The sequence below is a fragment of the Cryobacterium sp. Hb1 genome (assembly GCF_004403585.1).
GTDB classification, from domain to species: domain Bacteria; phylum Actinomycetota; class Actinomycetes; order Actinomycetales; family Microbacteriaceae; genus Cryobacterium; species Cryobacterium lyxosi.
Genome location: NZ_SOHI01000024.1, coordinates 240,165 through 259,368, shown reverse-complemented (window position 1 = coordinate 259,368; position 19,204 = coordinate 240,165). Strand labels below are relative to the sequence as shown.

Sequence of the window (19,204 nt, the reverse complement as noted above, 5' to 3'; positions counted from 1 at the left end):
TGGTCGAGGGCGCAAAATTTGGGCGAGTGCCCGATTGTCTATTTTACGTGCTCGATTCATGCCCAGTTCCCGCTCGGGGTTTGAGCCATTCTCGCGTCGCGGTAACGTACAGAAGCAGGTTCACAGCATCTGCCTTGGCTCAAGGAGGAGAAATGGGCGCCGCGTCCACCATGTCAGAAGGCACAACCCAAGAACCGACCGCTCTGAAACGGATTCCGCACGACCTCGCGGTCGCCCTGGATCCGGAGGCGCGTGACGCCCACGATCGCCAGTGGACACCCCTCAAAATCATCATCTGGTCTGTTATTTCGCTGCTCGGTGGCCTCAGCTGGGTCATGCTCGCCGTGGTGCGCGGCGAGACCGTCAACGCCATCTGGTTCGTCTTCGCTGCGATTTGCACCTACCTCATCGGCTACCGCTTCTACTCGAAATTCATCGAGAAGCACATTGTTCGCCCCGATGACCGGCGGGCCACGCCGGCCGAGTACAAGGCAGACGGCAAGGACTTTGCCGCCACCGATCGCCGCGTCTTGTTCGGCCATCACTTCGCCGCTATTGCCGGCGCCGGGCCACTGGTCGGCCCCGTACTGGCCGCCCAGCTGGGCTACCTGCCCGGCACCATTTGGATCATCGTCGGTGTCGTACTCGCTGGCGCCGTGCAGGACTACCTCGTGCTGCACTTCTCCATGCGGCGCGGCGGTCGCTCGCTCGGCCAGATGGCTCGCGATGAACTCGGCGTGATCGGTGGCACTGCCGCCCTCATCGCGACCCTGGTGATCATGGTGATCATCGTGGCCATCCTGGCCCTCGTCGTCACGAACGCCCTCGCCGAAAGCCCGTGGGGTGTCTTCTCGGTCGGAATGACCATCCCGATCGCGCTGTTCATGGGCTGCTATCTGCGTTTCTTCCGCCCGGGCAAGATCACCGAGATCTCCATCATCGGCTTTGTTCTGCTCATCGCCGCCATCGTCGGCGGCGGCATGGTCAACGGCTCCGAATGGGGCCAGACCTACCTGCTGCTCGACAAGGTGACCATCGCCTGGGGCATCATCATCTATGGTTTCATCGCCGCGATCCTGCCCGTGTGGCTACTGCTGGCACCGCGCGACTACCTGTCGACCTTCATGAAGATCGGCACGATCGGCATGCTCGCCGTGGCGATCGTCATCATCCGCCCCGAGATCAACGTGCCGGCAGTCAGCGGCTTCGCCACCACCGGCACCGGCCCCGTCGTCGCCGGAACGCTGTTTCCGTTCCTGTTCGTCACGATCGCCTGCGGCGCCCTCAGCGGCTTCCACGCCCTCATCGCCTCGGGTACCACTCCCAAGCTCATTCAGAAGGAACGCCAGACCCGGTTCATCGGCTACGGCGGCATGCTGATGGAGTCGCTCGTGGCGATCATGGCCCTCGTTGCTGCGCTGTCGATCGATCGTGGTATCTACTTCGCCATGAACGCCTCCCCCGCCCTCACCGGCGGCACCGTGCAGGGCGCTGTCGCGTTCGTGAACGGCCTCGGCCTCACCGGCGTCAACCTCACCCCGAGCATGTTGACCGACATGGCCACCAACGTCGGTGAAGAGTCGATCGTTTCCCGCACCGGCGGCGCTCCCACGCTGGCCGTCGGGCTCTCGCACATCATGCAGCAGCTCATCGGCGGTACGTCGATGATGAGCTTCTGGTATCACTTCGCCATCATGTTCGAGGCGCTGTTCATCCTCACCGCAGTGGATGCCGGCACCCGCGTCGCCCGCTTCATGCTGCAGGACAGCCTCGGCAACTTCTTCCCAAAGTTCAAGAACACCTCCTGGCGCCCGGGCGCCTGGGCTGCCACGGCCATCATGGTCGCGGCCTGGGGAGCCGTGCTGCTGATGGGAGTGACCGATCCGCTCGGGGGCATCAACACTCTGTTCCCGCTGTTCGGCATCGCCAACCAACTGCTCGCGGCCATCGCCCTGGCCGTGTGTATGGCCATTGTCGCCAAACGTGGTTTGTTCAAATACCTCTGGGTGGTGGCGCTGCCGCTGGGTTTCGCATCCGTGGTCACCATTTCGGCCTCGTTCCTGAAGATCTTCTCGACCACGCCCGGAATCGGCTACTTCGCCCAGAACCGTGCGTTCGCCAACGCGCTGGCCGCCGGCGAAACGAGCTTCGGCACCGCGCCGAACGTGCTGGCGATGGAGGCGGTCGTGCGCAACACGATGGTGCAGGGTGTGCTGTCGATCATTTTCGTCGTGCTCTCGATCATCGTTATCCTGACCGCGATCCAGGCCACCGTGCGCGCGTACCGCCAGCGCTCGAACGCCACGAGCGAGGATGACGCCGTGCAGTCGCAGACCTATGCCCCGGCCGGATTCATCATGACCCCGCCCGAAAAGGTGCTGCAGGCGCAGTGGGATGCCCTGCCGGCCGAGAAAAAAATCAAGGTCACGGGCCACTAATGACCCTGTGGGCGGGCGTCCGCGCGGGCGCCCGCGGCGTGATCTGGTACCTCAAAGGCCTCCTCGGCGAGGATGCCTACGAGAAGTACGTGGCGCACCACGCCGCCTCCTACGAAACGGATGCTACCGGCCTCGACCGCGCGCCGCATCCGCTACTCACCGAGCGCGAATTCTGGCGGGACCAGACCGACCGCCAGGATAAGAACCCGCAGGGGCGCTGCTGCTAGCTCCGTCACGGGCAATTTGTCTGGGGCGATGACGAACGGGGGCGGGGCGGAACGGTTGAGCGCGCTCCGCGCTCCGCTCTCACCTCGACCGCCTGCCGCCGTGGGGCCTGGTGCTTGTGATCTGAGCGGTGTCTCGACTGCTCACGACGACCCTGCTCGGCGCTCTGGCCGCCCTCGCGCTGTACCGCCTGCTGGTACCTCGGGTGGGTGTTCACTCGGCGCTGTGAGCGGTCGCCCTGTTCTGCTTCGAGCCGTTGTCGTTCATTTTGCAGGCGGCCCGTGAAGTGGGTCTCTCAGACCCCGTAGATGAGTCCGCGTTGCTCCGCATAGCGTGCGCGTACGTCGATGGCCCAGTCTCTCGTGGTCGAGGGCTCGAGTTCGGTGGCGATCTCGCGTTTCCACAGCGGGAAGTTACCGTCGAGCGCCCAGGCGGCCTGCCGGGCAGCCCCGAGAGCCACGTATTCGCCGGGGGCTGGCAGCACGACCGGAACACCGAAAACATCCGCGGCGATTTTCTGCACGGCGGGCGATTGCGAACCACCACCGATCAGAATGACCTGCCGCACGGGCACGCCCTGGCCGCGCAACGAGTCGAGCGCGTCAGCGAGGCTGCAGACCAGACCCAGAACGGATGCCTGGGCCAGGTTTTCGGGGCGCATATTGGCTCGGCGCATTCCGGTGAGCGAACCGGTGGCATCCGGCAGGTTCGGGGTGCGTTCGCCATCGAGGTAGGGCAGCATGAGCAGGCCGTCGGCGTCGGTCGGGGCGGCGAGGGCGAGCGCGCCGAACCGCTCGATGTCGACGCCGAGCAGGCCGGCCGTCGCCACGAGGGTGCGGGCACCGTTGATGGTCGCGAGCAGGGGCAGCTGGCCGCCGGCAGCGTCGGCGAACCCGGCGACCGAGCCGGAGGGATCCACTATGCGGGCAGCAGTGCTGGCGAATACGGTGCCGCTCGTACCGATCGATACAACAATGTCGCCCTCCTCGGCGCCGAGGCCGAGGGCTGCGGCTGCGTTGTCGCCGGCGCCGGCCGACACGATGACGCCGCTTTGAGTCAGTCCAGCTCGCTCCGACGGCCCGAGCACGCGCGGCACCCGGGTGGCACGGCCGAGGGCGGCCTCAAGCAGATCGAGACGGTACTCATTGCTCTGCACCGAGAAATACCCGGTGCCGGAGGCGTCGCTGCGGTCGGTCGTGGCTTCGGCGGACCGCCCGAGAATATTCCAGGTGAGCCAGTCGTGCGGCAACATCACCTGCTCGACGCGCGCGGCGAGTTCGGGCCGGTGCTCGTGCAGCCAGGCCAGCTTCGTAATGGTGAACGAGGCGACCGGCACCACGCCGACCTCCTCGGCCCACATCGAGGCGCCATATTTTTCGGTGAGCGCTGCAGCCTGCGGGGCGCTGCGCACATCATTCCAGAGCAGGGCGTCATGAACGGGCGTGTCTTCGCGGTCGAGGGCGACCATGCCGTGCTGCTGCGCGCTCACGCCGAGGGCGAGCACATTGCCTGCACCCTCAGCGGCTGCGGTACCGCCGGCTTGCTCGAAGGCCTCCCGCCAGCGCTCGGGGTTGATGCTCGTGCCATCGGGGTGGGGTGCGCTGCGCAGCTGCAACAGCTCTCCGGTGTCGGCGTCGACACTGACTACCTTGCAACTTTGGGTCGAGGAATCTACTCCGACAACCACGCGACGATTCAGTGCCAACGGATCTCCTTTGAAACTTACGTGTGATCAGCCTAATCGTCAGCAGCATCCTCTACCCCCGAGGTCGGCTATCCGCGCAGCTTTGTACAGCTAGCCCCCGAGCGGCTCACCGAGTTGACGCTGCCGGCAGTAGCGCCGCCCAAACCGGACAGGCGGAAATCGCTGGTGTCGTGATCATGCGGGTTGCTGGTCATCATGATTCGACCGGGCCTTTCTGTAAGTGGTCGTGCACGGTGATGGAAAAAAGTTGCCAGTGGGCGACCTGGTCAGCCAGTTCGCGTTGCCCATCGTCGGTGAGCGAGAAGTATTTGCGCCCCGGTCCCCCGGCGCCCGGTCGCCATTCGCCGGCGATCCAGCCGGCCGCCTCGAAGCGGGTGAGCAGCGGATAGAGCGTGCCACCCTTGATGGCACCCAAGCCCGCCGCCTCGAGCGCCGACGCGATCGCATAGCCGTAGGTCGGGCCCGGCGCGAGCGCGCGCAGCACGCACAGGCTCAGGGCCGCGCGCATCCAATCAGCTGGCCAGGGTTTTGATTGCATGACTACATAGTCTCACTAGTTAGACAAACTGTCTACTTGGGATTTCATCCCGGACTCGTCGAATCCAGCCGCGTCAGGCCAGGGTACCGTCGACCAGTTTCACGATCATGGAGCAGTCCTTACCGCCGTGGCCCTGGTCGATCAGGCGCTGGAACAGCTGCTGCACGTGCTGGCCGATCTCCAGCGGCGTGTCGGTGGCAGCGGCAGCGGCGACCGCCAGGCCGATGTCCTTATTGGCGAGGTCGGTCGTAAAGGTCGGCGCGAAGTCGCGGTTCACGGCCGCCGATGGTACGACGCCCGCAATTGGATACCAGGTGCGCAGCGCCCAGCTATCGCCCGACGAAACAGATGCGATATCCCAGAACACCTGCGCGTCCAGCCCCAACCGATCCGCCAGAACCGCCCCTTCGGCGGTCGCGGCGAGGCTGATGAACAGCATCAGGTTATTGCAGATCTTCGCGGCCTGGCCGGTCGTCGCACCACCGGTCGGAATGATATTCGCGGCCATCGGCTTGATGTATTCGGTGGCGTCGCCGACGGCATCCGCAGCGCCTCCGATCATGAAGGTGAGCGTGCCTTTCTCTGCACCGGTGATGCCGCCAGATACCGGGGCGTCTACCAGGCGAAAGCCCGCCGCCGCCGCGGCATCGTGCAGGACCTGGGACGATTCAATGTCGATCGTCGAGGACTCCACGAGCAGGGTTTTCGGGTCGGCGTGGGCGAACACTCCTTCGTCACCGAAGTACACCGCGCGGGCATGCTCGCCCTTGGGCAGTATGGTGAAAACCACGTCGGCGCCTTCTACGGCCTCTTGGATGCTCGTCGCGCGCGTGACGCCGGCGGCCACCGCAGCGTCGAGGGCTTCGACGCTCAGGTCGAAGCCGCGCACGCTGTGCCCGGCCTTCACCAGGTTTGCCGTCATGGGGCCGCCCATGTGGCCCAATCCAATCCATCCGATGACCGCCATGGCGTAGCTCCTTCGCGTCGGTGACGGGCGTCACTGCCCGTCACCTCCACGATGGCACAACTTACCGCCAGTTAGTGCACGTACTCCAGCAGGTCGGCCCCCACCGAGCGCATGCCGTCGAGCACCGCGAGCCGGGTCATATGCCGAGCATCGTCGAACACCATCGACACCGCGTACGTCACTCCGGCCCGCGGACCGCGGAGGATGCCCACCTCGCTGCGAACGCCCGTAGTCGTTCCCGTCTTGTTGACCATGAGCAAACCGTGGTCGCTCTCCCGGTGCGCGAGCGGATCCAGGCCGAAGGCACTGGCCACGAGCGACAGGTCGGTGTTGAGCGACAGCCAGCCAATCACCCGCGCGCTGGTCTCAGCATTTACGATCTCGCCGCGGGCGAGCGCCGTGAACAGCCAGGTGAGCTCCTTCGCGCTGCCCACCGAGAGCTGCGGCGCGTCGTCGGGGCCGCGTGTGTGTCGCACCAGATCGAGCAGCGCCGTGCGGCTGAGTCCGAGCTGTTCGGTACGGGCGCGCACCGAGTGCAGCCCTACGGCACGAATGAGCACGTTCGTGGCGAGGTTGTCACTCGTCGCGCCAACGAGGGCGGCAAGATCAGCGACACCGAGTCGTGAAGTCTGCAGATGCTGCCAGACACCGGAATCACTCACGGCATCCGCGCCGGACCGTTCGAGCATCGTGGCCAGCCCGAATTCGGCGTCGTTCAGGCGCGCTGCCACCTCGATCAGCAGCAGCACCTTGCCAACGCTCGCCGTTGGCATCGACACGTGGTCGTCGACCGAGAAGAGCACGCGTCCGGTCGAAAGATCGGTTGCCCGGGCCGAGACCTGCACACCGTTGAGGGCCAGTTCGCCGAGGCACGCAAAGCCACGGGCGAAATTCTCGGGCGAGTCTGTTGTGCGGTGTTTGCCGCCAGGCAGCGCCGCGTGGCGGGAACGGCCAGGCACGGCATCCGCTCGGCTGGAAGCAGCACTGGCGCCGTCGGCGTCGCGCCCGGAAACGATCACTCGGTTCGATCCTTTCCGCGGCTTACGCCCAGCGCCTGCCTCATCCCCAGCTCAGAAGAACTTGTTCCTACAGTAACCCGGACGGGGGGACGATCGCGCTACCAGATGGTGACGCGCTGGTCGGGGGCGAGGTAGAGGGCATCCGCTTCGCCGACCTCGAACGCCTCATAGAACGCGGGAATGTTGCTGACGATCTGGTTGCAGCGAAACTCGTTCGGGGAGTGCGGGTCGATAGCCAGCAAGCGGATGGCCTCAGCGTCGCGCAGTTTCATCTGCCAGGCCTGGGCCCAGGAGAGAAAGAATCGTTCGGCACCGGTGAGTCCGTCGATGACGGGGCTTTCTGCACCGTTCAGCGAGAGCAGATAGGCCTTCCAGGCGATGGAGAGCCCGCCGAGGTCACCGATGTTCTCGCCGATCGTGAGTGCGCCGTTGACGGTGTGGCCGGGGATGGCCTGCGGCGTAAGGCCCTCGAATTGCGCGATGAGCGCGGTCGTGCGCAGCTCGAACGCGGCCTTGTCCTCGGCGGTCCACCAGTCGGTGAGGCGGCCATCGCCATCGTACTTGGAGCCCTGGTCGTCGAAGCCGTGTCCGATCTCGTGGCCGATGACCGCACCGATCGCGCCGTAATTGGCGGCCGGGTCACGCGCATCGTCGAAGAACGGAAACTGCAAGATGGCGGCCGGAAAGACGATTTCGTTGAATCCGGGGTTGTAGTAGGCGTTGATGGTCTGCGGCGTCATGAACCATTCGTCGCGGTCGAGCGGCTTGCCGATCTTGCCGAGCTCGCGCTGAAACTCGAACTCGCCAGCGGCCTTGACGTTGCTGATGAGGTCGTCAGCTGCGATCTCGAGGCTGGAATAGTCGCGCCACTTCACCGGGTAGCCGATCTTCGGCGTGAATTTGCGCAGCTTTTCGAGGGCTCTCGTGCGTGTCTCCTCGGTCATCCAGTCGAGGGTGCTGATGCTGTTTTCGTAGGCTTGCACGAGGTTGGCCACGAGCACGTCCATGCTCTCCTTGGCGCTTGGCTTGAAGTGACGCTCCACGTAGATGCGGCCCACGGCCTCGCCGAGAGCGCCCTCCACGAGTGAGACGCCGCGCTTCCAGCGGTCACGCAGCTGCGGGGTGCCGCTCAGGGTACGCCCGTAGAAGTCGAAGTTCGCCTCCACGAATTCACCCGACAGGTACGCAGCACTCGAGCGGATGACCTGCCAGCGCAGCCAGTCCTGCCACGATTCGAGACGGTCGTCTGACAGGGCGGTCGCGAGCCCCGCAATGAAGCTGGGTTCACGCACGACGACCTCTTCGAAGCCGCCGGCCGGGGCGTCGAGGCCCGCCAGCCAGAGGTCGACGTCGGCACCCGCTGCGAGCGCGGAGACCTGGCCCCAGGTGCGCAGGTTGTAGGTTTTCTCACTGTCGCGGGTAGCCACCTTGTCCCAGTGGTGCGAGGCGAGTTCGGTTTCGAGGTCGAAGACGCGCGCTGCGCGATCGGCGGCACCGTCGAAGCCGGCGAGGGTGAACATCCGCTCGAGAAATTCCTGATACTTGGTGCGAATCTCGGCAAACTTTTCTTCACGGTAATAGGACTCGTCTGGCAAGCCGATACCACCCTGCGCGATGAAGACCAGGTAGCGCTCAGGGTTGCCCGGGTCGTTGTCGACGTAGAGGTGGAAGGCTCCGGCGACGCCACCGCGCTCGAGGCGGCCGAGGGTCGAGAGGAGTTCGGAGATGCTGGTGACCGCGTCGACCGCGGCAAGGTCGTCGCGCAGCGGGGTGGACCCGAGCGCTTCGATGCGCTCTTCGTCGAGAAAGCTCGTGTAGAGGTCGCCGAACTTGCGCTCCAGGCTGCCCTCTGACGCGGCCTGCGCCTCGACGATAATCTCACGCACGGCCTTCTCGGCGTCTTCGGCAAGCATCGTGAAGGAACCCCAGCGGGCCTTGTCGGCGGGGATCTCGCTACGTGCGATCCATTTGCCGTTCACGTGCCGAAAGAGATCGTCTTGTGGGCGCACCTCCGGGTCAAGTTCGTTCTGGTTGATTCCGGATGCACTCGCCAGCTCAGTCATGGCCCCAGCCTATCTGGGCGGAGTCGGTGGAAGCCGAGTGTACGAATCAATATTCGATACTAAAAACGTTGCCCGCCAACGCAGCATCACTTCGAACAAGTATCTGGGTTCGATTGTTGCGAACGGGACAGCCGAACCGACACCACCACCGGCGTCGCAACGACCCACGGCGCGCACCCGAGAACGGGAACATGATCTCGGGTGCGTGCTGTCGTGCTCAGTCAGATGTCGCTGGCAGTCTCAAACATTGAGACCTGGGGGGCGCTGGCTAGCAATGAGCCCAGTTCGGTCGCACCCGCACCCGCCCGCCACTCACGATAGGCCGCGTCAGCGTCGGCCGACGCCCACCGTTCCAGCAAGATCATGTGGGCGGGGTCGTCACAATCAAGCAACACGTCAACACCCAAACACCCCTCAAATGCTCGGGTCCCGGTAAGGATGTCTCGCAGCATGGCCGGCGCACCAAGAACGGCTTCCGGTTTCAAGCGAAGGTCAAGAAGTACTGTCAGGGCCATGAAAACTCCAATTCATGCAAGGGAACGGGGGCGGACGTGGTGCTTAGAAGTTGAGGATCTGGTAGCCCTCGACGACGAGAGAACGGATACTCGCTTCGCCTTTGTACTCAGCAAGTAGCGGCCAGCCGCCGGACTCGACAGCGTCGGTAACCCCGTGGGATGCGACGCAGAATGCGCAGGCGCCCCGGATGTTGTCGCGCAGGGCGACGGCGAGCGGGTTCATCTTGTGCTTAGGGTCTGAGATGGCGGCGAGGGATTCGACACCCGATCCGTCGAAAACGACGACAACGTCATCGCCAGCATCCTTGAACTCGAGGGCGGTTTTGAGACCGCGATAGACGCGTGAGGTGTCGGAGCCGATGGGCTCATAAATGACGACGGCGATCTTAGATTCAGACATGAATATCTACCTCCTAGTTAGACCGATCTGGCCACCACTAACTATACCGATCGGTCTGGTAATATCAAAGTATGCATTCGTCGACCATCACCCCGATAGTGAGCGCCAAAGAGCGCCTACTCGCGTCCGCGGGCCGCCTGTTCCACGAACACGGCATCAATGCAACGGGAATCGACCTCGTCGTGCGTAACGCGGGCGTCGCCAAAGCCAGCCTCTATAACAACTTTGCCAACAAAGAAGCTCTCGTCGTGGCCTACCTGGAGCAGGAACTAGACGGCTGGATCCGAAACGCCCACGCACTGGACAATCCGCTCTCACCACGCCGGGAGCGGGTCGCCGCCCTATTTGAGCCCCTCGCCCGCTCAGTCGAATTGAACACGTTCCACGGCTGCCCATTCACCAACGCCGTGATCGAACTGCCGGAATGCGCTGCGGTACGCACGGTCGCGCGAGACTACCGCGCCGTCGTTCGCACACACCTGGCCAACCTCCTTGGTGCAGACACTATTTCCACGGCAGCATCCCGCCTCGTCTTGCTCTACGACGCGGCTATCACCGCAGCGAAAGTCGGCCGCGACGCTGCTCTCGTTCGCGAAGCAAGCACCATGGCACAAGAACTCGTCGACGCTTAGAAACCTGAGGATACGCACCCGCTCGCCACCAAGGGAGAACTTACGAAACGTGACAAAGCTGCCCGTTAGCCGGCGGTGGTCAGCGCTTGGTCACTGCCTTCTGACTACCGGTCAGATCAGGCTCGGGTGGTGACCGGCAAAGATTCGGAAACCTCATCGGAAGGCAGACCCTTGCGCGCCCAGTAGCTGGCGAGCACCGAACCCGAGACGTTGTGCCAGACCGAGAAAATCGCCGCTGGCAGCGCGGCCACCGGGTTGAAATGCGCCACGGCCAGGGCTGCGGCCAGGCCGGAGTTCTGCATACCCACCTCAAAGCTGAGAGCTCGGCGACTAGCGACTGGAAGCCCGAACAGGCGCCCGATGTAGTACCCCAGCGTCAGCCCGAGGGAGTTGTGCAAGATCACGGCGACGACCACGAGCACGCCAATTGATAACAGCGTAGAGGCACTCGCGGCGATGACGGCCGCGACCACTACGGTGATGCCGGCCACCGACAGCAGCGGCAAAACATCGAGAAACCGCTCCACCAGGCGCGGCACGATCATGCGCAGCACGAGCCCGAGCACCACCGGAACCAGCACGATCTGCACAATCGACACGAACAAGGCGCCAGCATTAACGGGCAAGGACTCTCCCACGAGCACCAAGACCAGCAGCGGCGTCAGCACAGGCGCCAACAACGTCGAAACGGACGTCATCGCCACAGACAACGCGGTATCGCCCTTAGAGAGGTAAACCATCACGTTGGACGCTGTACCTCCAGGCACCGAACCGACCAAGATCATGCCGGCCGTCAGCATCGGCGAAAGCCCGAACGCGACGGCAATCCCAAAGCCAAGCAACGGCATCACAAAAAACTGGACCGCAACGCCGAGCAGAAGGGCCCACGGCCGCCTGGCAATAATCGCGAAGTCAACGGGACGCAGCGTCATACCCATTCCCAGCATGATCACGGCAAGTAACCACGGGATCGCCACGGTCAGGCCTGAAAATGCGTTGGGGACAGCAAGCGCCAACGCCCCCGCAGCCAAAACAATAACGGCAAACCAACGACCGACGAATGCGCTGACAATTCTGATGCGATACATGATGAAACCATACCCACAATGAACAGAAACCTCATGGCCGGCAGGCTCGACGGTGAGCAAGAGCGCGCGAACGGATAAGCCACGACTCTGACCAATTCCATCACGACGAACATGCCGCGTACACAACCTCACGTCTCACAGCCAGCACCTGGACCCCGCACATACGCAAGTTCGCGCCCTGCTGGACGGCACCTGCTGGACGGCACCTGCTGGACGGCACCTGCTGGTTAGGCGGCGTCTCCAAGGTGCTGCCACCGATTCTCCGGATTCAACACCCCCAGATCCACCAACTCCCGGAATCGGCGCGAACGCACATGAACGCTGCCAGTCTCCGGCTCAACGCAACGCTCAATAAGTCAGGCAGCAGCGCGGCTCAGAACTGACCGGCGGCCCCCCGTAGAGTCGAACCATCAATATTTTGCGGGCACAGCCCATCGACCACGACATTCTGCGGCTCGCCGTGCCCGCGCTCGGTGCCCTCATGGCCGAACCGCTGTTTCTGCTGGCGGATTCGGCCATGGTCGGCCACCTCGGCACCACCCCGCTGGCCGGACTCGGCCTGGCGAGCGCGGTGCTGCAAACCATCATCGGCCTCATGGTGTTTCTCGCCTACAGCACCACCCCGGCTGTGGCCCGCTGGCTCGGCGCCGGCGATACGCGCAAGGCAGTCTCCGTCGGCATTGACGGGCTCTGGCTCGCCGTCGGTCTCGGAATCGTTCTCGCGGCCGGTGGCCTGCTGGCCGTTCCGGTGCTCGTCGGCGCGTTCGGCGCCGAACCGGACGTGACAGCGGATGCCGCCACCTACCTCAGTATCTCAATGTTCGGCCTGCCCGCCATGCTGCTGGTATTCGCCGCCACCGGACTGCTGCGCGGCCTGCAGGACACCCGTACGCCGCTCTACGTCGCCGGAATCGGCTTCGGTGCGAACATCGCGCTCAACTATGTCTTCATCTACCTGCTCGGCTGGGGCATTGCCGGATCGGCCATCGGCACGGTCGTGGCGCAGTGGGGCATGGCCCTGGTCTACCTCGTGGTGGTCGCCACGCATGCCAGGCGCCAGAGCGCTCCGCTGCGCCCGCACCGAGCCGGATTACTACTCGGCGCCCGCAGCGGAGGCTGGCTGTTTGTGCGCACGCTCAGCCTGCGCGCTGCCATGCTGCTCGCCGTGTTCGTCGCCGCCCAGCTCGGCTCCCCCGAGCTCGCAGCCTTTCAGATCGCCATGACCCTGTTCGCGACGCTCGCCTTTGCCCTCGACGCCCTCGCGATCGCCGCCCAGGCCCTCGTCGGTCGCGGCCTCGGCGCCGGAGACGTGGCGCACGTGCGCGCCGTGCTGCGCCGCTGCCTGGAATGGGGCGTACTGGCCGGCCTCGTGCTCGCCGCGGTCGTGATCGGCACGAGCGGCGTGCTCGGGCACGCGTTCACGAACTCTGACGCGGTAATCTCACTGCTGCCGCTGACGATGATCGTGCTGGGGGCATCCGTCCCCCTCGGCGCGGTGGTGTTCGTACTCGACGGCGTGCTCATCGGCGCCGGCGACGCTCGTTACCTAGCCCTGACCGGGCTGCTCAACTTCGCAGCCTTCGTGCCATTGGCCGCCGCCGTGTTGGTCTTTGCGCCGGCGGGCCCAGTTGGTCTCGCACTGCTCATGGCGGCGTTCGCCCTCGGCTACCTTGGCGCCCGTGCCCTAACGTTGAGTTTGCGCGCCCGCAGTCTGGCCTGGATGATCGTCGGCGCGCGCTGACTTCGCGCCGCAGAAACAGGGCCGGCCGCGCATCGGCATCCGCTGCCTGAACGGCGCTAGTGCGGATCGACCGGATGCTCGATGTAGCGCGGGCTTTTCGGGTTCATGACGGAGTTGCGACGACCGTAGAAGAAGTAGATGACCAGGCCGATGACGAGCCAGATGCCAAAGCGCAGCCAGGTCTCCCAGTGCAGCTGCGTGATAAGAAAGGCAGAAGACAGAACCCCGAACACGGGCACCCAGGGCATGAAGGGCAGCTTGAAGGTGCGGGGAACATCGGGGCGGGTGCGTCGCAACACAATCACGGCGACGCACACCACGACGAAGGCGGCGAGAATTCCGATATTGGTGAGGTCTGCAATCAGCCGGATCGGGAAGACCCCGGCCAGTAGCGCCGCGGCAAGGCCGGCAATCCACGTGACTCGGGCGGGAGTTCCCTTCCGGTCGGTGCCGGAGAACCACTTGGGAAGCAGACCGTCGCGGCTCATCGAAAACCAGACCCGGCTGACGCCGAGGAGAAATGTCAGCATAACGGTGAGGATCGAGATAACGGCGAAGGCCGAGAGCACGGTCGCGACGATCGGAAGCCCGACGGACTGGAATGCGACGGCGAAGGCGGCGGTCGGGTCGATATCCTGCCAATTCTGCATGCCGGTGAGCACGAGAGTGGCCAGCACGTAGAGCACCATGGCGATGGCGAGCGAGAGCAAAATCGCCTTCGGCATGTGCTTCTTGCCATCTTTGGCCTCTTCGGCGGCGGTGCTCATAGCGTCATAACCAAAGACGGCGAAGAAGACCGTGGCCGCGCCGGTGAAGACCGCGCCGAACCCATTCGGCACGAATGGAACGTAGTTCTGGGTGTTGATGTAAAAGAACCCCAGAACGATGATTGCGAGGATCAGCAACACCTTGAGCCCGACGGCGACGAGCTCAAAGCGGCCGAAGGTCTGCGTTCCGCGGCTGAGGATGAAGGTCACGAGCACACAGACCACGATGGCGGGCAGGTTGATCAGGCCACCGTCGAGAGTGTCGGGGGTGCCCTGCATCCAGGTCGGAACGTCGATGCCGATGCCGCTCATGAACTCGGTGAAGTACCCCGAGATGCCGATCGCGACAACGGCGACGATCGCGATGTACTCGAGCAGCAGGTCCCAGCCGATGAACCAGCCAATAATCTCACCGAGGGCGACATAACCGTAGGTGTACGCCGAACCCGCGCGGGGGATCATCCCGGCGAACTCTGCGTAGCTGAGGGCGGCGGCCGCGCTCGCGAGTCCGGCGATGAGAAAGGAGATGAGCACGGCCGGACCGGCGCCTTCACCGTCCGGACCGCCGTTTGCAACGAGTCCAGCGAGAGTGAAAATACCGATTCCGATGATGCCGCCGACGCCGATCGCGGTGAGTTGCCAGAGTCCGAGGCTCTTGAAGAGACCGTTCTTGGCGGTCTCGTCGCCGATGTCGGTAATGGGTTTGCGCCTCATGACCGAATTGGAATTGCGCTCGTTCATTTAGCCTCCATTGGCTTGGCTTCGACCGTTTTATGCGCGCTTGCGCCTAGTTTCGGGCGGGCTCCGTGCGCACGGCCCGGAGCTCTCACCAGACCTAAGGGTGGCACATGCGTGAGCTAACGTCATGCAACTCGCTGAAAGAGTGGCTTTTCGGGCTGAATGCCGCACGGGTCAGCGGATGCGGCGGTGCGGCGAGTGAGAGGCTTTCCCCCTACCGGCAGGAACCCGGGGCCGCGGCCAAATCACTCGCCCAGCGGGTAGGCGAGAGCATTCTGGCGCACCCCGAGGGTTAGCCGGTCACCGATGCGGGGCAGGTCGGGGGCCGCCACTCGGGCGCGTACGATGAGGCCTGCCGGGAGGGCGAAGCTCACCAGGGCGTCATGGCCGGCGTAGGCGATGGCGGTGGTGACGGCATCAGTTTGTTGCTCGGTCGATGGCATAGCCAGGGTCAGCCATTCCGGGCGGAGCAAGACGAACACCGGCGTTCCGTCGGCGGGGGCGGATGCCGCGCCCATCCAATCCGCCGGGAGAGAGCCGAGGGCGCACTCCACCCGGCCGTCCCGCCACTGGCCGTCAAGTTCGACGGTGTCGCCGACGAATCCAGCGACCCAGGGGTCGACCGGGCGCTCATAGACATCCGCTGGGGTGCCGAATTGCAAAATCTTCCCGCCGCGCATCACGGCTACGAAATCGGCAAGGGAGAGCGCCTCTTCCTGGTCGTGCGTCACGATCACGCTCGTGTTGTGCTGGCCACGCAGCAGGGCAGCGACCTCGGTGCGCAGGGCCGAACGCAGCAACGGGTCGAGGGCCGCGAACGGTTCGTCGAGCAGTATGAGATCGGGGCGAGGAGCGAGCGCCCGGGCCAGCGACACCCGCTGGGCCTGGCCACCGGAGAGCTGCGAGGGGGCGCGATCCACGAGTTCGGCCAGGCCCACGAGGGTAGCGAGCTCCGCGATGCGGGCCGCCCGGCTGGTCTGGCGGCCGCGGTCGGGGCTGATCGGTACTGCAGTGAGGGGGTTCGCGTGCGCCGCTGTACCGGCCAGAACGGACACCGGTCGGGCGCGGTTGGCGCGACCACGCCGGGTGAGTCCGGCCAGCAGTCCGCCGACTCCGCCGGAAGTCTCGCCGGGTTCGCAGTAGAGGTCGTCGTTCTGCTTCGAGCGCGGCAGACCAAAGCCGATGTTTTCCCCCACCGACAGGTGCGGAAACAGGGAGGCATCTTGCGGAACCCAGCCCATGCCGCGCTTCTCCGGAGCCCGTAGCACGCCGGGGCCGGTAACGAGGCGCCCACCGACGGTGATCGTGCCCGAGTCGACCGGCAACAGACCCGCAACCGCGCGCAGGAGCGTGGTCTTGCCGCATCCGCTGGGACCGAGAACAGCCACGAGCGAGCCGCGCGGAATGTGCAGGCTGACGTCGTCAAGCACACGCGTGTCACCATAGGAGACGCTCAGCGCCTCGATCGTTACCCAGCCCACTAGTTCTCCCTTGCCGTGCCGCGAATGCCGGACAGCAGCACCGCGGGCACCATCGCCACGAGCACGAGCGCCGCCGCGTACGGCGCCGCAGCGCCGAACTCGAACAGGGCCGTGCGACTCCACAACTCGGTCGCGAGCGTCGAAATGCCCGTGGGCCGCAGCAGCAGCGTCGCTGGCAATTCTTTCATGGCTGAGATGGCCACGAGCAGTGCGCCGATCGCGATGCCGGGCAGGGCGAGGCGTGCGGTCACCCGCCACCAGGCCTGAAACGGTGACAGGCCGAGCATGCGCGACACGTCGCCGAGGCTCGTTGGTACCGCAGCGATGCCGCTGCGCACGCTGCCGATGGCGCGCGGCATGAACAGAACAACGTAGGCGAAAACGAGCACGAGCGAGGTTTGGTAGAACATCGGAACCGCAGCGAGCGCGAAGAACACGAGTGAGAGACCCACGACGATACCGGGCAGGGCATGGCCGAGAAAGCCGACGGCCTCGATTGCCGCGACGAGCCTTCCGCGGTACCGGGCGGCGAGCGCGGCGATCGGCAGTGCCACGAACACCGCGATCACGGCGGCCGCCAGGGCCAGTCCGAGGGTCGCGCCGATCGCCTCGACCAAACGCGACACGTCGATTGCGCGCAGGGTTTCAGCCTCGAGCAGGCGACTGAGCAATCCGACCACCGGAACTACGACCCCAGCGAGCGGCGCGGCGAGGAGCAGCGCGACATAGACGGGCCAGGTACGGCCGGGCGTGCGCATCGGCATGGTACTGCGACCGGGAACACTGGAGACTTGGCGGCGGCTGCGACGCTCGCCGGCCACGACCACGAGGGCGAGCACGACAAGCACGAGGGCGAGCAGCGCTGCCTGGTTGCGGTCGAAACTCGCACCATACGCGGCATTGATTCCCCAGGTGAGCGTCTGAAACCGTAGCATCGCGACGAGCCCGAAATCGCTCAGCGAGTAGAGGCATACCAGTAGCGCCCCGGCGATCGCCGCCGGGCGAATCTGGGGCCAGGTCGCGGCCGCGAACGCGCGAAACGGGCCACGACCGAGGGTGCGGGCTACCGATTCCAGATCTGCGGATGCGCCGCGCAGCGCCGCCGCGACCGGCAGCGTCACGTAGGGGGTGCAGACGACGGTCATGACGAACCAGCTGGCCCAAAACCCGTTGAGGTGGGGAAACCAGACCAGCCATCCGTAAGCGGCCAGGTAGCTTGGAACCGCCAGTGGCAGCGCGGAGACCAGCAATAACGTGCGCTGAAGAGGTAGGCGGATGCGCGTGAGAACCCAGGCGCAGACCGTGCCGAGCACGAGGCACGACAGGGTGACGGTCGAAGCGAGCAGCACCGTGTTGATCGTGAGCTGCAGCACGCGCTGGCGCATCAGGGTATCGAGCAATTCGGTGAGCCCCGCCTCGGTCGTACGCGCCACGAGGTAGACCAGCGGTATGGCGGCAGTCGCCGCGCAGAGCGCGGCGAGCACCAGCAGCCAGGGCGGCGCGCCGAAACGATGTCGGCCGGGCGCGCGCGGTGGTAGCGGGGCATCCGTTTCGGGCGGTGGAATGAGCAGCTCGGTCACGAGAGACTCCCGGCGCAGGGTAGGGCACGGCCATCGACCCGAGCCCACAACCGCGCCTTCACTACTGCAATGTTAGATCAGGCCGTGCTTGCCGAGCAGGGCCTGGGTGTCAGCGAGGGTGTCCAGGTCGGCCAGGTCGAGGTCGGGGTTGACGAGTGAGTCGAGCGCGGGCAATCCGGCCGGGGCGTCGATACCGGCGATGAGCGGGTACTCGTAGGTCTCATCGACGAAATACTGCTGGGCATCGGTGCCGACGAGATAGTCGATGAACTCGAGCGCGTCGGCGTCCGCTGTGGCACCTGCGAGTAAGCCGGCCCCCGTGACATTCACGATCGATCCGGCATCGCCAGCTTCGGGATAGGAGAGCTGCGCGCGCATGTTGGCCTCGCCGGTTTCGGCGGCTTGGGCGAACCAGTAATAGTGGTTTATGAGTCCGGCCTCGATGACCCCGTCGTTGACGGCGGCGAGGATCGCGCGGTTGTTGTCGAAGATGACCGGGTCATTGGCCGCGACGGCGGCGACCCACTTGTCTGCGGCCTCTTCGCCGTTCAGCACCCGATAGGCGGTGACAAAGGCTTGAAAGCTCGCGTTGGCCGGCGCGATGCCGAACTTTCCAGCCCAGGCGGGGTCGGTGAATGCATCAACGCTTGAAGGCACCTCGTCCGCACTCATCACCTCGCTGTCATAGGTGATCACGCGAGCACGGCCGGTGACGCCAACCCAGGTATCGTCCGTCGAGGTGAATCCGGCTGGGACCTTGTCGGTGGTTGTTGCTGGCAACGTCGCGAACAGGTCGGCGTTGCTCAGGGCTCCGAGCGCTCCGGCGTCTTGCGCGAGAAACACCTGGGCTGGAGTGGCCTCGCCTTCTTCGAGCAGCAGCGCGCCGAGCTCGGCGGTGTTGCCGTAGCGCACCTCGACGCTGATGCCGCTTTGCTCCTCGAACTGGTCGATGAGCGGCTGGATGAGCGCTTCGTCGCGCCCCGAGTAGAGGGTGAAGGCGCCGTCTGCGGAGCTTGCTGCCGGCTCTGCGGCCTGCGTGCATCCGGCGAGGGCGAAAACAGTGGCGCCGGCAACGAGTGCGGCGACAGAAAAGGGGATGCGCATGGGACTCCAGAGACGTGACGAACGGTTGCTAAGGTAAGGCTACGCTAACTTTGTCGACGGGGCGAATCGTGTGTCCATTCGACAAGGACAAGCCGATGCCCGGCTGGCTGCGATGCCCGATGCCCGATGCCCGATGCTTGGCGGAGCGCGTGGGGAATAGCCCGCGTCAGCAGACCGTTGGCCCCAATGATCAATGCGAGTCG

16 protein-coding genes are annotated in these 19,204 nt (G+C 65.0%); 4 read left to right on the top strand and 12 right to left on the bottom strand.

What is annotated here, in order from left to right:
- Window positions 1-152 precede the first annotated feature (152 nt).
- Together E3T38_RS08665 and E3T38_RS08660 are read left to right on the top strand one after the other, a co-directional pair.
- Window positions 153-2,438 carry a carbon starvation CstA family protein gene (locus tag E3T38_RS08665; protein WP_134547861.1) on the top strand — a complete coding sequence of 762 codons (2,286 nt, stop codon included), beginning with the start codon at window positions 153-155 and terminating at the stop codon, window positions 2,436-2,438.
- On the top strand, window positions 2,438-2,665 hold the full coding sequence (locus E3T38_RS08660; protein WP_134547860.1) for a YbdD/YjiX family protein: 228 nt from the start codon (window positions 2,438-2,440) through the stop codon (window positions 2,663-2,665). Before E3T38_RS08665 ends, E3T38_RS08660 begins: the two co-directional genes overlap by 1 nt.
- A gap of 293 nt (window positions 2,666-2,958) precedes the next feature.
- Here E3T38_RS08660 and xylB read toward each other — a convergent pair whose 3' ends face one another.
- From xylB to E3T38_RS08625, 7 genes are all read right to left on the bottom strand, one after another.
- Window positions 2,959-4,368 carry a xylulokinase gene (xylB, locus tag E3T38_RS08655; RefSeq protein ID WP_241984375.1) on the bottom strand — a complete coding sequence of 470 codons (1,410 nt, stop codon included), beginning with the start codon at window positions 4,366-4,368 and terminating at the stop codon, window positions 2,959-2,961.
- Between the two features lie 193 nt (window positions 4,369-4,561).
- Window positions 4,562-4,906 carry a PadR family transcriptional regulator gene (locus tag E3T38_RS08650; RefSeq protein WP_134547859.1) on the bottom strand — a complete coding sequence of 115 codons (345 nt, stop codon included), beginning with the start codon at window positions 4,904-4,906 and terminating at the stop codon, window positions 4,562-4,564.
- 73 nt (window positions 4,907-4,979) lie between these two features.
- The gene (gene mmsB, locus E3T38_RS08645) at window positions 4,980-5,873 is read right to left on the bottom strand and encodes a 3-hydroxyisobutyrate dehydrogenase (protein ID WP_134547858.1); all 894 of its coding nucleotides are present in this window, start codon (window positions 5,871-5,873) and stop codon (window positions 4,980-4,982) included.
- Window positions 5,874-5,944: 71 nt separating this feature from the next.
- Window positions 5,945-6,892, bottom strand: coding sequence for a serine hydrolase (locus E3T38_RS08640; RefSeq protein WP_241984374.1), 948 nt, complete (start codon window positions 6,890-6,892; stop codon window positions 5,945-5,947).
- A 98-nt stretch (window positions 6,893-6,990) separates the two neighbouring features.
- Window positions 6,991-8,955, bottom strand: a complete 1,965-nt coding sequence (locus tag E3T38_RS08635; RefSeq protein WP_134547857.1) for a M13 family metallopeptidase — start codon at window positions 8,953-8,955, stop codon at window positions 6,991-6,993.
- Window positions 8,956-9,176: 221 nt separating this feature from the next.
- A complete protein-coding gene (locus E3T38_RS08630; protein ID WP_104197212.1) occupies window positions 9,177-9,470 on the bottom strand; it encodes a putative quinol monooxygenase in 294 nt (97 codons plus the stop codon).
- A gap of 43 nt (window positions 9,471-9,513) precedes the next feature.
- On the bottom strand, window positions 9,514-9,870 hold the full coding sequence (locus E3T38_RS08625; protein WP_134547856.1) for a DsrE family protein: 357 nt from the start codon (window positions 9,868-9,870) through the stop codon (window positions 9,514-9,516).
- Window positions 9,871-9,941: 71 nt separating this feature from the next.
- Here E3T38_RS08625 and E3T38_RS08620 point away from each other — a divergent pair, with 71 nt between their 5' ends.
- Window positions 9,942-10,502 carry a TetR/AcrR family transcriptional regulator gene (locus E3T38_RS08620; protein WP_134547855.1) on the top strand — a complete coding sequence of 187 codons (561 nt, stop codon included), beginning with the start codon at window positions 9,942-9,944 and terminating at the stop codon, window positions 10,500-10,502.
- A gap of 116 nt (window positions 10,503-10,618) precedes the next feature.
- Here the strand turns inward: E3T38_RS08620 and E3T38_RS08615 are convergent, their stop codons facing one another.
- Complete coding sequence (locus E3T38_RS08615; RefSeq protein ID WP_241984373.1) at window positions 10,619-11,650, bottom strand: bile acid:sodium symporter family protein; 1,032 nt, start codon at window positions 11,648-11,650, stop codon at window positions 10,619-10,621.
- Window positions 11,651-12,008: 358 nt separating this feature from the next.
- Between E3T38_RS08615 and E3T38_RS08610 the strand changes: the two genes are divergently transcribed.
- Entirely contained in the window at window positions 12,009-13,331 is a 1,323-nt protein-coding gene (locus E3T38_RS08610) for an MATE family efflux transporter (RefSeq protein ID WP_134547854.1), read from the top strand.
- Between the two features lie 56 nt (window positions 13,332-13,387).
- On the opposite strand, the gene E3T38_RS08605 is transcribed toward E3T38_RS08610, so the two are convergent.
- The 4 genes from E3T38_RS08605 to E3T38_RS08590 form a co-directional block, all read right to left on the bottom strand.
- Complete coding sequence (locus E3T38_RS08605) at window positions 13,388-14,839, bottom strand: amino acid permease (protein WP_134547853.1); 1,452 nt, start codon at window positions 14,837-14,839, stop codon at window positions 13,388-13,390.
- 242 nt (window positions 14,840-15,081) lie between these two features.
- Window positions 15,082-16,317, bottom strand: a complete 1,236-nt coding sequence (locus E3T38_RS08600) for an ABC transporter ATP-binding protein (RefSeq protein WP_198417332.1) — start codon at window positions 16,315-16,317, stop codon at window positions 15,082-15,084.
- The gene (locus E3T38_RS16950; protein WP_198417331.1) at window positions 16,317-17,897 is read right to left on the bottom strand and encodes an iron ABC transporter permease; all 1,581 of its coding nucleotides are present in this window, start codon (window positions 17,895-17,897) and stop codon (window positions 16,317-16,319) included. Before E3T38_RS16950 ends, E3T38_RS08600 begins: the two co-directional genes overlap by 1 nt.
- A gap of 72 nt (window positions 17,898-17,969) precedes the next feature.
- Window positions 17,970-19,001 carry an extracellular solute-binding protein gene (locus tag E3T38_RS08590; protein WP_134547851.1) on the bottom strand — a complete coding sequence of 344 codons (1,032 nt, stop codon included), beginning with the start codon at window positions 18,999-19,001 and terminating at the stop codon, window positions 17,970-17,972.
- Window positions 19,002-19,204: the final 203 nt, after the last annotated feature.

Bases quoted from the DNA above. Each gene is read 5' to 3' on its own strand.
- E3T38_RS08665 (WP_134547861.1), top strand. From the start codon at position 153: ATGGGCGCCGCGTCCACCATGTCAGAAGGCACAACCCAAGAACCGACC.
- E3T38_RS08660 (WP_134547860.1), top strand. From the start codon at position 2,438: ATGACCCTGTGGGCGGGCGTCCGCGCGGGCGCCCGCGGCGTGATCTGG.
- E3T38_RS08650 (WP_134547859.1), bottom strand. From the start codon at position 4,906: ATGCAATCAAAACCCTGGCCAGCTGATTGGATGCGCGCGGCCCTGAGC.
- mmsB (WP_134547858.1), bottom strand. From the start codon at position 5,873: ATGGCGGTCATCGGATGGATTGGATTGGGCCACATGGGCGGCCCCATG.
- E3T38_RS08635 (WP_134547857.1), bottom strand. From the start codon at position 8,955: ATGACTGAGCTGGCGAGTGCATCCGGAATCAACCAGAACGAACTTGAC.
- E3T38_RS08630 (WP_104197212.1), bottom strand. From the start codon at position 9,470: ATGGCCCTGACAGTACTTCTTGACCTTCGCTTGAAACCGGAAGCCGTT.
- E3T38_RS08625 (WP_134547856.1), bottom strand. From the start codon at position 9,870: ATGTCTGAATCTAAGATCGCCGTCGTCATTTATGAGCCCATCGGCTCC.
- E3T38_RS08620 (WP_134547855.1), top strand. From the start codon at position 9,942: ATGCATTCGTCGACCATCACCCCGATAGTGAGCGCCAAAGAGCGCCTA.
- E3T38_RS08605 (WP_134547853.1), bottom strand. From the start codon at position 14,839: ATGAACGAGCGCAATTCCAATTCGGTCATGAGGCGCAAACCCATTACC.
- E3T38_RS08590 (WP_134547851.1), bottom strand. From the start codon at position 19,001: ATGCGCATCCCCTTTTCTGTCGCCGCACTCGTTGCCGGCGCCACTGTT.